General features: G+C 56.5%; 12 protein-coding genes. 2 read left to right on the top strand and 10 right to left on the bottom strand.

Annotated elements, in window-relative coordinates; translation table 11 throughout:
- Positions 1 to 11: 11 nt before the first annotated feature.
- Positions 12 to 785 (bottom strand): transcriptional repressor AgaR, encoded by a 774-nt coding sequence (gene agaR / locus ACJ8QI_RS20895; protein ID WP_004931804.1) that lies wholly within the window; start codon positions 783 to 785, stop codon positions 12 to 14.
- 503 nt (positions 786 to 1288) lie between these two features.
- Between agaR and ACJ8QI_RS20890 the strand changes: the two genes are divergently transcribed.
- Positions 1289 to 2509: a CynX/NimT family MFS transporter gene (locus ACJ8QI_RS20890; protein ID WP_070914503.1), complete on the top strand. Its 1221-nt coding sequence runs from the start codon at positions 1289 to 1291 to the stop codon at positions 2507 to 2509.
- 182 nt (positions 2510 to 2691) lie between these two features.
- Here ACJ8QI_RS20890 and ACJ8QI_RS20885 read toward each other — a convergent pair whose 3' ends face one another.
- Positions 2692 to 2805, bottom strand: a complete 114-nt coding sequence (locus tag ACJ8QI_RS20885; protein WP_072265486.1) for a YmiA family putative membrane protein — start codon at positions 2803 to 2805, stop codon at positions 2692 to 2694.
- A gap of 386 nt (positions 2806 to 3191) precedes the next feature.
- Positions 3192 to 4844: a multidrug ABC transporter permease/ATP-binding protein gene (locus ACJ8QI_RS20880; RefSeq protein WP_336844373.1), complete on the bottom strand. Its 1653-nt coding sequence runs from the start codon at positions 4842 to 4844 to the stop codon at positions 3192 to 3194.
- A 374-nt stretch (positions 4845 to 5218) separates the two neighbouring features.
- On the opposite strand from ACJ8QI_RS20880, the gene ACJ8QI_RS20875 reads away from it, so the two are divergent.
- Positions 5219 to 5770, top strand: a complete 552-nt coding sequence (locus ACJ8QI_RS20875) for a tyrosine-type DNA invertase (protein WP_141960106.1) — start codon at positions 5219 to 5221, stop codon at positions 5768 to 5770.
- Between the two features lie 231 nt (positions 5771 to 6001).
- On the opposite strand, the gene ACJ8QI_RS20870 is transcribed toward ACJ8QI_RS20875, so the two are convergent.
- The 7 genes from ACJ8QI_RS20870 to ACJ8QI_RS20840 all read right to left on the bottom strand — a co-directional run bounded on the left by ACJ8QI_RS20870 (position 6002) and on the right by ACJ8QI_RS20840 (position 13081).
- Positions 6002 to 6685 carry a LuxR C-terminal-related transcriptional regulator gene (locus tag ACJ8QI_RS20870; RefSeq protein ID WP_442533022.1) on the bottom strand — a complete coding sequence of 228 codons (684 nt, stop codon included), beginning with the start codon at positions 6683 to 6685 and terminating at the stop codon, positions 6002 to 6004.
- 45 nt (positions 6686 to 6730) lie between these two features.
- Positions 6731 to 7426, bottom strand: a complete 696-nt coding sequence (locus ACJ8QI_RS20865) for a LuxR C-terminal-related transcriptional regulator (RefSeq protein WP_442533021.1) — start codon at positions 7424 to 7426, stop codon at positions 6731 to 6733.
- 50 nt (positions 7427 to 7476) lie between these two features.
- Complete coding sequence (locus tag ACJ8QI_RS20860; RefSeq protein ID WP_055313676.1) at positions 7477 to 8004, bottom strand: fimbrial protein; 528 nt, start codon at positions 8002 to 8004, stop codon at positions 7477 to 7479.
- Positions 8005 to 8060: 56 nt separating this feature from the next.
- Positions 8061 to 9122: a fimbrial protein gene (locus ACJ8QI_RS20855; RefSeq protein WP_442533020.1), complete on the bottom strand. Its 1062-nt coding sequence runs from the start codon at positions 9120 to 9122 to the stop codon at positions 8061 to 8063.
- A gap of 7 nt (positions 9123 to 9129) precedes the next feature.
- Positions 9130 to 11679: a fimbria/pilus outer membrane usher protein gene (locus ACJ8QI_RS20850; protein WP_442533019.1), complete on the bottom strand. Its 2550-nt coding sequence runs from the start codon at positions 11677 to 11679 to the stop codon at positions 9130 to 9132.
- Between the two features lie 106 nt (positions 11680 to 11785).
- Positions 11786 to 12463, bottom strand: a complete 678-nt coding sequence (locus ACJ8QI_RS20845; RefSeq protein WP_442533018.1) for a fimbrial biogenesis chaperone — start codon at positions 12461 to 12463, stop codon at positions 11786 to 11788.
- A 96-nt stretch (positions 12464 to 12559) separates the two neighbouring features.
- Positions 12560 to 13081, bottom strand: coding sequence for a fimbrial protein (locus ACJ8QI_RS20840; protein WP_442533017.1), 522 nt, complete (start codon positions 13079 to 13081; stop codon positions 12560 to 12562).
- Positions 13082 to 13108 lie beyond the last annotated feature (27 nt).

Here is a 13108-nt window from a genome sequence, read left to right as displayed (position 1 = left end):
CAGGCGCCCTGCTACCGATCGGCGATGATGACCTCCACGCCCAGCTCGGTTAACGCCCGCTCGTAATCGTCCGGAAGACGGCTGTCGGTGATCAGCCGATGGATTTGTCCGGCTTCGCGAATCATGCAAAAGCTCTTGCGACCGAATTTGCTGGCATCCGCCACCGCGATAATCTCGCGCGCCACCTCGCACATTACGCGATTGAGGTGCGCCTCACCGGGGTGAGGCGTGGTGATGCCGGCGCTCAGATCGAACCCGTCGACGCCCAAAAACAGCTTGTCGAAGCGGTACTGACGCAATTGCTGCTCGGCAGCCGGACCGTAGAGCGAGTAAGAGTTGCGGCGCACGCTGCCCCCCAGCACCATGACCTCCACCCCGTCATTTCCCGAAAGCTCGTAGGCAATGTTCAGCGCATTGGTCATCACCACCAGATCGCGCCGCCCCTTCAGGAACGGCACGATCTGCGCGGTGGTGGAACCGGAATCGAGGATCAGCGCATCGCCGTCGCGCACATAGCCGGCCGCCGCGTTGGCGATCAGCGTTTTGACGTCGCGATTCAACCGCCCTTTGTCCCGCAGCGGCCGATCGAAAGCGAATTGCTGATTGAGCATCGCGCCGCCGTAAGCGCGCAGCGCACACCCTTTTCGTTCCAGAAAGCGCAGATCGTTGCGGATCGTCACCGTGGATACCGCAAACTGTTTGCTGAGCTGCTCCACGCGCACGCTGCCGTGCTCGCATAACAGATCGATGATGTGTTCACGTCGCTTTGCGGTATTCACTGGCATGAGCTGCGGTCCTCAGGTTTCCGGCATCGCCGGGGAGAAGATGGCTTTCGCTCTACTGCGCTGGCATTACAGCAAAGCGAAAGCAATGAAATTGTGATCGGGCTTACAGCCCCGTTTTAGCAAAAAAACCGCCAAAAAACCTTTCGAATCGAAACGGATCGAAAAGCCAAAAAGCGGAAAGGGGGAAAAGTGAAATGCCATGACGGGCGCGAACGCCGGGGGGCCACGGCGCCGGCGGTGAGGAAAGCGAAAGCGGCGCATGGCGCGCCCCGCGCCATGACTTTTAGTTCACTCAGTGACCAGGATCACATATTGGCAATTATCCTGCGGCCGGCAGGGGTTAACCGCCATCATCCCGCCGGCCCGTCCCCTTGTCAGCGTGAGCCATCTTCCCTACACTTGCGATCGGATACCGCCAATTTGTCGGTACGTAAGCGTTAACGTCAATCAACGCATCACGCCATGCAGCACTGATTGACTGCATGCCCTGGTGCGAGGAACCCATGCCGCAACCCGCTTCATCCCCAACGTCCACCGCGACCCCGCGTCGCCGTTTACACCGCCCTGTCCTGCTGATCGTCGGCATTATGCTGATCGCGGCCAACCTGCGCGCCGCCCTGACCAGCGTCGGCCCACTGTTGGAGCAGATCCAGCAACAGCTGGCGTTGTCCGCCACCGCCGCCGGCCTGATCAACTCGTTGCCGCTGATCCTGTTCGCCGTTCTCTCGCCATTGACTCCGGCGCTGGCGAAACGCATCGGCATCGAGCGCACCCTGGGCCTCGCCCTCGCGCTGCTGGTCTGCGGCATCGCGCTACGTTCCCTGCCGCAAGACGCCATGCTCTGGCCGGGCAGCATCCTGATCGGCGCCGCCATTGCCTTCGCCAACGTGGTGCTGCCGACGCTGGTGAAAAGAGATTTCCCGCATCGGGCCGCCGCGATGATCGCCGCCTATGCGGCGGTGATGTCACTGGTTGCCGCCATCGCCTCCGGTCTGGCGGTGCCGCTGGCTGCCCTGGCCGACCTCGGCTGGCGGTTCTCTTTGCTGTGCTGGGGTTTGCCCGCCTTGCTGGCGCTGCTGGTGTGGCTGCCGCAGCTACGGCGCTCGGCCACTCCCGCCACCAAAGAACCGCAGCCGACGGAGCCACAGCGCTATCGTTCTCCCTGGGGCAGCGCGCTGGGCTGGCAAGTGGCGATGTTCATGGGGCTGCAATCGATCGCCTTCTACACCATCATCGGTTGGTTCAGCGCCTTTGCCGCCAGCCACGGCACTTCCGCCCAGCAGGCAGGATTCGAGCTGTTCGTTTACCAGGTGGTCGCGATCGTCGCCAACTTTGTCATGGTGGTGATTTTGCCGCGGGCGCGCGATCAGCGGGCAATCGCGCTGGGCAGTTCCCTGCTGATCTTTATCGGCGTCGGAGGATTATTGGTGCAACCCGCCAGTTCACTGGTGTGGCTGACGTTTGCCGGGTTGGGGGCGGGGAGTTCGCTGGTGCTGGCACTGTCGTTTTTTGGCTTACGCAGTCAGCATCATCATCAGGCGACGCTGCTGTCGGGTATGGCGCAATCCGTCGGCTATTTGTTGGCGGCGCTGGGGCCCACGTTGTTCGGCCTGCTGCACGATCTGACGGATGGCTGGCGTTTGCCGCTGATCGTCCTGCTGTGCCTGACCGTTTTGCAAATGCTGTTCGGCGCGCTGGCCGGCCGCAGCCGCGTGATCAGCTAGCGCCGTTGGGCGATGGGCCGTGCCGGCTCAGGCGCGCTATCCTGCCACAAGTCTTCAATGAAGGCGCGTTGCTCATCGCTCAACACCCACGAAGGCGGAATTTTGGACTGCGCACGACGCTGTGCGCCCTCACGGTTTTTAGCCTGCTTTTTGTTCACAAGTCGCCTTCCTGCTTAACCTACTTAATTCAGTAACCAATAAATCACGGCGCCGATGAGTAGCCAAAACAGCCCACTCCCGATAAATACGCACAGCCATGCTTTACGTTTGATATCTGATCCATCCTTGCTCACCACAGCGCCCTCAACCAATAGATTAAACCATTCAAATTGAGATTATTGATCTATTTTAACGATCGATAAAGTCGTTTTTTCCTATGGCATTTTAAAAAACTGCTGCTACCCATAGACCTGCACTGCAGCCTCAGTAAGGACGGCACCGTGGATACCCTTGTTATCGGCAGCCGTTAACTTGTATTGATAGGCGAACGAATGTGCAGTGTGCCACACCTTGAGAGGTCAAAATTAAACCACTGGTAAATAATTCAGCAGTCAATTATTTGACTGGTCATAAGGCAAATCGGCAACAGACCGCGCTGAAGGGGGGAGAGAAAATGAAGCGACGTACTGAAATCCTGCGGGGGAGCACCGGCCCGTTTTAGTCTCGCCCGGGCCGGCGTGAGTTAACCGATTCTACTGACGGAATCCCGGCTGGCGTGTTCACGCTCAATGCCGGTCAACTCGCGTAAATGGCCTGAGCGCATCTCAAGCAGCCGATCGGCGTGTTCAAAGTAGTGATCGTCATGGCTGATGGCAAACACCGTTTTGCCCAGCGCGCGCAATTCAGGCAACAGCTCGCGATAGAAAATCCGCCGGAACTGCGGATCCTGATCTGCGGCCCATTCATCCAACAGCAGAATATCGCGCTGCTCTGCCACCGCCAACAACAGAGCCAGGCGTTTACGCTGCCCCTGCGACAGCTGCGGGTTGGTCACCCTGGTGCCGTCGAACTGCAGTTTGCTTTTCATATTCAACCGATCGAGCCAGCCGGCGACCAATTCCGCATCGGGTTCACCACCTTCCGGCCCCTGCAAGCGATCGAACTGATGAAAATCGGTGAAAATCGCCGAAAACAGCCGACGGTAGTCCGGCATATCCGCCGCGGTCTGTGCGACGCCATCCAGAACGATGTGCCCGCTCACCGGTTGGTACAACCCGGTCAACAACATCGCCAGCGTTGACTTGCCGCTGCCGTTGCCGCCGATCAGAAAGACCAACTCACCACGGCGCAGCGTCAGATTGAGCGGCCCGACGGCAAAACCGGGCTGCTGTTCGGTATCCGCATAGTGAAAAACCACGTCGCGTAGCTCCAGCGTCTGCCAGGAACGGCCAACGGCGGCAGGAAACGCCGCTTGATACTCGGCCAGGCGCAGCGTCTTCAGCTTGTTAAAGGCCACTTCGGCGCTGACCAGCGTCGGAAACGCCCCGACCGCCTGCAGTAATGGCGTGCGCAAGAACAGCAGCGTCAGTGAATAGGTGGCGGCCACCGCCGAGTCCGCCCATCCCAGACTGTTGGCCATAAAGAACACCAGCCCAATCGCGCCCAACATCATGATATTTGACCAGTTGAGCGCGCTCAAATGGAAGGTGTCGGCGCGAATGATATGGTAGCGATAAGCTTGCGCATCGGGCTGATAGGCCTGTTCGTACAGCGCCTGCGCCCGCTTGCGGTTCAACGTCAGCTCCTTACGACCGTCAATCACCGACTCATAACGATGATAGAGACGCTCTTCAGACTCACGCAAACTGGCCATATGACGATAAACCCGTGACACCAGGCAGCCGCTGCCCACGACGGTCACTGCCACCCAGACTGCCGTGACCGCCAGCATTTTCGGTGATAGCCACCCCAGATAGGCCGCCGCCCCCAGGGTTAAAATCACCCCTTGAACCAGCTCAGGCAAGCGCACGAAGGCGACGGTAATATTGCGGATATCGCTGGACAGGCTGGCCAACAATGAGGCACTACCCAATTGTTCAAGGCGTTCAATATCGGTATCCAAAATGCGCTTCACCAACTGCCCACGCAGGCGATAGACGAAGTAATGGCCCAATGTCGTCAGCGCCAATTGCGAGCCCAGCGTGACCGCCATCAGCAATGCCAGCAGGGCGAGAAACATCGGCAGCACGGCCAATGCATTGCCGCCGGCCTCCATCAGGTATTGATTGATAAATGCAATGATACCGATGCCTAAACCGGCGCTGGCCATGGTCAGCGCCATGACAGCCAGAAATGGCCAACGGTACTGGTGATAAACCACCCGTAGCAGTTCCATGAAAAAACCTCTGAAGTCGCGATCTGGCAGGCATTGTAAGCGGCGTGAGAATGAGATCAAGACGAATTCTCATCACAATTTATCAAGCACCGATCAGAGAGAGGGTATCTCATGGCTGTCTGACGGATGAAAACTCTCCATGGGGCTCTTAAAGAGATGCTAAATATTCGCTAATTAAATAGCCTCATGAAACAAATTAAATAACCATATAAAACACAAAATATATTCACTTGAAAAATGAAAAAATAGAAAAGATAAAAAAACCATCTATTAAAAAATGAAATTATTTATTTCCTTTGCTGCCCATTATGCTCCAATGCTTTAATAAAACTTCATGATAGAAATCGCCAACATCAAAGACGCAGGAAAGAAAAATGAAAAAAAGGAAATTTCTCAGTCAGGTTGAAATTGAGCAGCTGATTGCTGCCGTGCATGAGGGGAAAAATAGCATTCGAGATCGTTGTCTACTATTAATGTGCTTTATTCACGGTTTACGGGTTAGCGAACTGCGTGCTTTACGCCTGGAGGATATTGATCTTACCTCCAATCGGATCCATATATCCCGGCTGAAAAACGGGTTTTCCGTTCAGCATCCGATCCAACCGCGAGAACGGCAGGCGCTGTTACATTGGTTGACCCAGCGGACGAGCTATCCTGACGCAGAAGCTCCATGGTTATTCCTGTCGCGCCATGGCGGACAAATATCACGTCAGCAGCTGTATCGATTAATGAGAATGTATGGCGAAATGGCCGGTATTAGCGTTCAGGTCCATCCTCACATGTTGCGACACTCCTGCGGCTACGCCCTTGCGGATAAGGGGATCGATACGCGTTTGATTCAAGATTATTTAGGACACAAAAATATCCAGAATACGGTGATCTACACCGCGACCAACGTAGAACGATTCCGCGCAATCAGCATTTAATCTCACAATGAGAATAACTACGCGGGACCTCGTCCTTTGCTAAACAGCGCATCGAGTTTGGTACAAACATCAGATGGGAAGATGCAGCCCGGCACGTCATTAACGGCCTACTCCAGCACGACTTTAACGCCGAGCTGCTTTTCATGCCTCAGCGCCCAGGGGCACGCCGCACTGGTTATGCTAGCGGTAAACCTGCCGATAAATCATAACGCCATACCCTTTCATTAAAGGCTAGGTCCCCTTTGACCATTTCCCCCCCAATTGCCGCGTAATATTGCCGTGCAAAGAAAACAGTTCGCTGTCATTCTTTACCTGCAGTTTACGCATGGCGCTGCATTTATGCGCGCTGATCGTCTTGATGCTGCGGCGTTGCAACTCGGCGATTTGCCGCAGGCTCATACCGTTAAACAAAAAGGCCAAAACGTCGCTCTCACAGCGGGTCAACTTTCGCGTGCTAACCTCCTCTCCACTCACGGAAGCCGCCAGAACAGCCCCAATCTGCGGACTCAACACACGTTCCCCCAGCAACACGCGATTAAAAAACTCCGCCACCAGCGGCAAAGCGTCATCTCTGGCAACGATGCTGACATTAGGCTGGTTCAACAGGCGCCCTAACTCTTCTGCATTCTGGCAGCAGGTATAGACGATTACCCGCAAGTCGGGCAGCTGCGTGCTCAGAGCCAGCAATGTTTCTCTGCCCTGAGCCACGGTCTCATCTTCGCCGTCCATTTCGGTAATCAGCACGTCGGCCTGCTGATAGACCACGCTGTCCGCCACCGCGCGGACGCTGGTTTCCTTTACGACGACTTTTGCCTGGGTTGGCAGCGTTTTTAAAAAACTCGCCAACCCTTCCAACGTTAATGGACATCTGTCCATTATCGCTATGTTCAGCGGTTGCTGACGCCATAAATGCATAATCTGCTCCTGTGCTTGCTTAGCCGAAAGGCATTTCGCGCATGCCTAGCGAACAAAGGATGAACCTTGCGCAGCCATCCATTTCCCCTGAAGGTATAACTCTCCATCGCTGTGAAATCCCAACTTCAACATCGCATTGCGTTTATGGGTGCTGACGGTGCGTATATCACGGCACATCGTTAACGCCACGTTGGTTACGCTTTTACCGGAAAACAGCTGGGTCAGCACATCCAACTCCTTCGCCGTCAGGGGCTTGTCAGCCGTCGCTTCATGCAACTGACGTTGACGCACCCGATAGCTGAAACTGCTGCAGCCCGTCAAAACCTGTTGGACGCAGTGAGTCAACGCAATGGCCGGCTCCTGCTTCAACATCAGGCCGCTGATGCCGGAGGCGATCAGTTGCCGTAACAGCTTCGGTTCATCCAGCGCCGTGCAAATGACTATCGCGGTGTCCGGCGAGTTTTCGCGGACTTCAGCGATCAACCGGAAACCGTCCAATACCGACTCCGATTTACCGCACAAATCCATCACCAATAAGCGGTGCACATGCTGAGTGAATAAGGTTCTCAATGCCACTAGGTTCGTCACCTGCCGAACGTTGTCGGGCTGCAGGCCGCAGGACTCAATCAAGCGATTTCTCATCCCCAACGCCGTGATGAGGCAGGGCTCCATGATGGCCACGGCCCCCGTCGTTGCCTTACCGGCCGCCAAAGTCGTTCTTGATGGATAATTACTGTTCATATCATCACATTAAATCTGTCGTTAGCATTCCACTTAGGACGGTATTTTGTCTACTGATAGACAAAAGTGACCTGCAGGACACCCTCTATCGAGCCAGGCGTAGAACCGCCATTGGTGCTGTATGCCCGCGCCCGCAAATTGAATTTGGCTTCATGCGTCGCCTGATTAACTGACTGGGTCATGCTCTTGCCATTGCCCAGGTTTGCTCCCTGGTTGTTTTGCAATTCAATTTGGACCCGACGAGAACCGCCGGTGCTTTTATATAAGCTGGTGCTTTCCTCAGCGGCCGTCCCGCTGAAGGTCGCGACAACTGACGTGGTGGTACTCGGACAGTTTTTTAGCGTCAAAGGGAACTCCACCCAAGGGCTGGAGGCCCCGGAGGTCGCCAGGACGGCGGCGGAAATGTCATCCCCCAGATTGACCGAAATCGAGCCGTTTGCGCCGTCGATTTCGCAGGGCGCCGCTTTGATGTTGCCGGTAATGACTAGTTTTGATGTGGCTTGCGCTGTCGGCATGGCCAAGAGCAACAGGCCAGCCAGCGCCAATTTGCAGCTGATACCGCTAATAACCTTCCCCATACTTTATTCCTTCTCGTTAAACGCCGGGCACGGCCCGCTACCGTTGAAATATCCGTTTATTGAATTTCTGCCTGAATGGTCGCCGTTGCATTGAACTGCCCGACGGCAGGGAGCTGGCCGGTGGTGTTGATCGGATAGATGCTGATCCGTGAACTGCCACTCTGATTGGGATATTGGAAGTTATCGATTAGCAAGCGCCCGCTCTGAGGCCGAATCACATTGCCCTGCATATCCTTAATCATCACGCCAATGTCGCGATTGCTGGTTTTCAGCGCCTCAGGCATGCTGCCGTCAGCCTCGCCGCGGAATGACAGGCTGACCTTGACGCCGGCGGAAATATTGCGACAGGCCAGCGTCAGCGTTCTCTCTTCTGGAGTAAAACGGGGCGGCATCGCGCCCTTGGTTTGGATATTCGAGGTCAAGATGTCGCCAAAATTGACCGTAACCACTTGCGGATCGATAACACAACTCTGCGGCACGGTGACGGTGCCACTCATTGATATCGTGGAGACCGGCACATCGCTTTTCACGCCACTCGCCACCGAGACATAGGTGTCCACCAGGCGGGTGCTGGGGATTGTGGTCACGCCAACGAAAGGGCGGCGGAAATACAGATGAATTCGCCCGCGAGCGCCGCTGTTGTAGGGCGTGCTGGCACAGGATTCGTCATCGCCATCCATATCGGTCTTAAAGTTAGACTCATTGGTGAACGGTGCGGCAATAAACTCATTGCGATATCCCGCCACGAAAACTTCGCTCGCGACCCCCAGGTATTCATTCAACGCGTAATACGTTAACCCCCCGCTGCTGAATACCGGCTCGCTCAGCAGCATTTTGGCGGTGACATAAGACGCCGTACGCGTCTGGCATTCGCACTTCACCCGATAAGAACCGGGCAAATTCCAGTTGCCGCCGTCAGCATTCTTAATAATCCGCCCCACCACGTTTTGCGACGGGTCGGTTAAAACCGGGGAAAAGAGGAATGAAAACCCATGAGTCCCCGAAATAGGAGCACACTGCCCGAAAGCCGCCTGTACTTGTGGTGCGCTGAACGTTGCGCACGCCAATAGCCCGCCGACGATGATCCCTCGTTGAATCGATATTCCTGTCGCCATCATATGTACCTTATAAACACTGCCCGTTAACGAGACGAATCCCACCGCTCTCGAGCTGATTAGCCAATTGATAGTTGACCTGACATTGCTGAGCCGCGTCATTGCCCCACTTCACCCGCAGCTGCCCACTCTCCGCCAGGCCGGCCAGATAAACCTGGCCACCGTCGCCGACGATGCCGGCATTGTCAGAGGGGCTGTTGAGATTGCTGACGGTGGCGCCGAACGGCACCGGGTCACCGCTGCACGTCAGCAAGGTCAACAACACGCGGGCACCGACGTCCGGATTGAAGCGGGCACGCACCACGGCGCCGCGGGTTGGGATCACCGTTTGGCTGCTCAGCGTCATGTCGACATCTTCAGCAAAAGATTCACCGTCCAATCCGACGATATTGCGCCGGTAAGGCGTCAGGTAAGGCACGACCGCATAGCCGCGCCAATCGGTGCTCACCCCGGTTTGGTTCAGGACATCCACCCCTGACGCGCCGGGCGCCTGCACCAACGCCACCGTATCGCCCAGCGGCTGCGACAGCGTGACGCCGTTTTGGTGCACCAGAACGCCCCCCTGTACGCCGTAGTTCACCTGCCGGCGATGGCGATCGTAGCCATACCCCAGGTTCCACTCGGCGAGGGCGCCTTTGTAGTCCGCCTGAATATTGCCGTTCGCCCCCACGCCCCTGCCGGTATAGCCCTGGTTGATGCTGTAGTTGAGGTTATTGCCCGGCAAGGCGGTACCGCTCAACCCAAGGTTATTGCTGGTAGCGCCATTGCGGCTGGCGTTCATGCTGTAGGTGGCATAGCTGCCCGGCAGCCATTTGCTGAGCGGTACGCTGACGTTGAACGCTACGATATGGTCACGAATACTGCTGCGATTGCCGTTACTGTCGTAGCCGTTCTGGTTGAAGGTGTAATTCAGACCGTAACTGACGGCCTCCCAGCTGTTGTTGTAGCTGAGGCTGACAGACTGCGAACGGCGGTTATCGTCCCAGTAGTCTTCGTTAAACAGGCTGAGCGACAGCGTCCCCCCCCGCTCCCACAGGCTTTGGCTCATCGTCAGCTCGGCGCGACTCTTCTTGTGATCGTTATAGATAGCGCTGTTGCCGCCGTAGCTCTCCAGCGCCTCTTGCAGGTTATAAAAACCGCGCGTGGAATAGCGGTAGCTGGCCAGACTAAAGTTGGTGCCGGTTTCAATGAAGTTCTTGCCGTAACGCAAACGCCATGACTGCCCCTGCTCCTTCGGCCGGGTTTCCTGCTTGGTCCAGGCCTGGGTGACATCGGCAGACAGCGCGCCCACCGCCCCCAGGTTCTGCCCCCAACCCAGCGCCAGGGACTGATACTTACTGGCCGCCTGCACGCCGCCATACAGCGTGGCCCCCCACGGAAGACCGTAGATCCCGGTCGCCTGGCTGAACGGGCGTTCATCAACGCCACCGCCGTATGAACGGTATTTCCCGCTGGTCAGGCTGTATTTAAAACGCCCTTCGCGCTGCAATACCGGCACCACGGCGTACGGCACCACAAAATGCTGCTCCTGGCCGTCAGCCTCACGCACGTTCACATTCAAGTCGCCGCTGCCGCCCGTGGGATACAGATCGGTAATTTCAAATGCCCCCGGCGGCACATAGCTTTGATAAATCACATAGCCGTTTTGCCGGATTACGATCTGTGCATTAGTACGCGCGATCCCGCGCACCACCGGCGAGTACCCTTTCATGCTGTCCGGCAGGATGTCGTCCTCAGAGGCCAATTGCCCCCCACGGAACTGCACGCTATCGAACACATCGCTGGGCGTTGTGCTGTCCCCCAGGGTCAGGCGGCTTTGCAACGCAACGATATCGCGCTGCAGGTAGGTGTTGATTGAGCGCCAGGAAGAAGAACCGCCGGTGTAATGGTTCCAGATCGAATAGTTACGCAGGCGCCAGGCGCCCCAGTTGATGCCCGAGCGCAGATTGAGGTAATAGTTATTGTTGTTTTGCCGTTCGCTGTCGCGCATCTGGTTATTGGCGCCGCTGAAGTTGTAATTGACCAACAGCGCCGGTATGCCGGAGTCCCATTTATCCGGGGAAACGTAGTCACGCGCATTCAAGCGCAGTGCCGCTTGCGGGATGCTCAAATTCAGCCTCAGCTGATTGAACAGGAATACCGCAGAGGCCTGTGGAATGGTCTGTGCCAGGTTGACGCAGCTATCCCCGGGCACCATCGCCGGAAACATGGCCACCCTGACGCCCAATTCAGCCAATCTTTCCGTGCTGAAACAAGGCTGCAGCGCTTGCTTCCCGTCGGCTCCCGGCATAAGCCGAAACTCGACGTCAAGGCTGTCGATCTGTTCGCCGTTAAGGTAAAGATCGACCCGGTAGTTCCCGGGCGCCTGGCTGCTGTTCTCCTCAAACACCGAGAGATCGGCGCCGCGCAGCGCCGGATTATCAATTTCCAGCAGCGCCGGGTTGAAATAATCGCGCGCATGAGCCGTGCCGATCGAGCTCAGCAGCGCCATTTGGCAAGATATCAGGCCGGCCAGAACCGATCGCGCCCCTGGTAAACCAATGCAATTCGGGTTATTCATCCTTTTAACTCCCTGTCCCGATTGGCTCGGCCCGACGAAGAATCAGGTAAGCCGAACGCCTGCTCCAGCGTTATCCCAGAGCAAAAAAACACGCACCGCGGCCCGGTTATAACGTGCTGGTGAAGGTCTGGCCGGTGCCGCCATAGTCGTTGATGATTTGCCAGCTCAGGCTGCCACCTGCGCCACTTGCCGTCGGCAACGGGAAACTGGCACTCGCCTGCGGCGCCACCATGGTGTTGCCGGTAATGGCGCGGCCATTCAGCTTCAAATTGAAAAAGGTGAGGTAGTAGGGAGAAGGGTTGGTCACCTGCAAACGATCGCCGCTGCGCCGCCACGTCACTTTACCGGCCGCCTCTTCCAGATTGCCGACGAGCCCCTGCGGGCGATAAATCAGCTTGATGCGGGTCTTGATCGCAATTTGCAGCGTGTTCTCTTTCTTTTCCACCGAAGGAATAGCCTTCACATTCAGCCAAGACAGCGACTCTCTGTCCGTCGGTAAATTGCCGCCCGCACGTACCACGCGCAGCAGGTTATTTTGGCCCCCGTCCAAACGAAATAGCGGCGGCGTGATAATAAAAGGCGCTTTCGCGCTATCGCCCTCTTGCGCATCGACCCAGGATTGGATCAGATAAGGCACCGCATCCGGATTGTTGATATTCAGAGCAGACTCTTTTTTACCGCCGTCGTAGATGAGGCGCGTCCCACCCACTACTACACCGGCCTGTACCGGAACCCAAAGCGTCATCAACAACGCCGCCGTCAGCGCAAAGTATCCAGCTTTCATCTCTTTCTTCCCGTTCCCATCACCGATGAACAAGAGCCAGAGAACACGCCCTCTGGCTCATTTTTCTAACTGTTTCGCCGCCGTGACGGCATAGACTTACTGATAAACGATGGTGAAGTTGGCCGTAGCGTTGGCGCTACCGACGGAAACGTCGTCATAAGCGAAATAGCGCGCGACAAAGCCCAGGGTGTTGTCTTTGTTCTCTTCCAGCGCATACACGCGGGAATCGTTGCCGATATTGAGCACGTTGCTGCCGTCGTCCAGCAGCTGTACGCCAATACCGCCCGCGACCCCAGCGGTGCCGGCGCCGGTCAGTTGCAACAGCCCGGACTGCCCCTGCACCTGAGTACCGTCAAAACGCACGGTGGCGCCGGTCACAGTTTGCGGGCAGTTTTTCAGCACCAGGTTGAAGGCTTTGGCGCCGGCGGTTTTAGACAGGGCGAATGCGTCTTTGGCAATCTTACCCAGAGCGACCTGCTTGTTCTGGGAGTCTGGATCGACGGTGCAAGACTGATCGGTAATGGAGCCAGTGATATTCAGCGCGCCGTCAGCAGCAAATGCAGAGGGGATAAATGCGGACGCGGTCAATACAGCTACAGCCAACAGATTCTTTTTCATCCTACTTTCCTTAAAATTATGCAAAAT

It is taken from the genome of Serratia sp. CY84636, from assembly GCF_052166245.1.
In the GTDB taxonomy this organism is placed as follows: domain Bacteria; phylum Pseudomonadota; class Gammaproteobacteria; order Enterobacterales; family Enterobacteriaceae; genus Serratia; species Serratia nevei.
Note: the sequence above shows the minus strand (reverse complement) of the source record. Positions and strands in the feature narration are given on the sequence as shown.

Bases quoted from the DNA above. Each gene is read 5' to 3' on its own strand.
- ACJ8QI_RS20850 (WP_442533019.1), bottom strand. From the start codon at position 11,679: ATGAATAACCCGAATTGCATTGGTTTACCAGGGGCGCGATCGGTTCTG.
- ACJ8QI_RS20865 (WP_442533021.1), bottom strand. From the start codon at position 7,426: ATGAACAGTAATTATCCATCAAGAACGACTTTGGCGGCCGGTAAGGCA.
- ACJ8QI_RS20845 (WP_442533018.1), bottom strand. From the start codon at position 12,463: ATGAAAGCTGGATACTTTGCGCTGACGGCGGCGTTGTTGATGACGCTT.
- ACJ8QI_RS20880 (WP_336844373.1), bottom strand. From the start codon at position 4,844: ATGGAACTGCTACGGGTGGTTTATCACCAGTACCGTTGGCCATTTCTG.
- ACJ8QI_RS20855 (WP_442533020.1), bottom strand. From the start codon at position 9,122: ATGATGGCGACAGGAATATCGATTCAACGAGGGATCATCGTCGGCGGG.
- ACJ8QI_RS20870 (WP_442533022.1), bottom strand. From the start codon at position 6,685: ATGCATTTATGGCGTCAGCAACCGCTGAACATAGCGATAATGGACAGA.
- ACJ8QI_RS20875 (WP_141960106.1), top strand. From the start codon at position 5,219: ATGAAAAAAAGGAAATTTCTCAGTCAGGTTGAAATTGAGCAGCTGATT.
- ACJ8QI_RS20890 (WP_070914503.1), top strand. From the start codon at position 1,289: ATGCCGCAACCCGCTTCATCCCCAACGTCCACCGCGACCCCGCGTCGC.
- ACJ8QI_RS20840 (WP_442533017.1), bottom strand. From the start codon at position 13,081: ATGAAAAAGAATCTGTTGGCTGTAGCTGTATTGACCGCGTCCGCATTT.
- agaR (WP_004931804.1), bottom strand. From the start codon at position 785: ATGCCAGTGAATACCGCAAAGCGACGTGAACACATCATCGATCTGTTA.
- ACJ8QI_RS20860 (WP_055313676.1), bottom strand. From the start codon at position 8,004: ATGGGGAAGGTTATTAGCGGTATCAGCTGCAAATTGGCGCTGGCTGGC.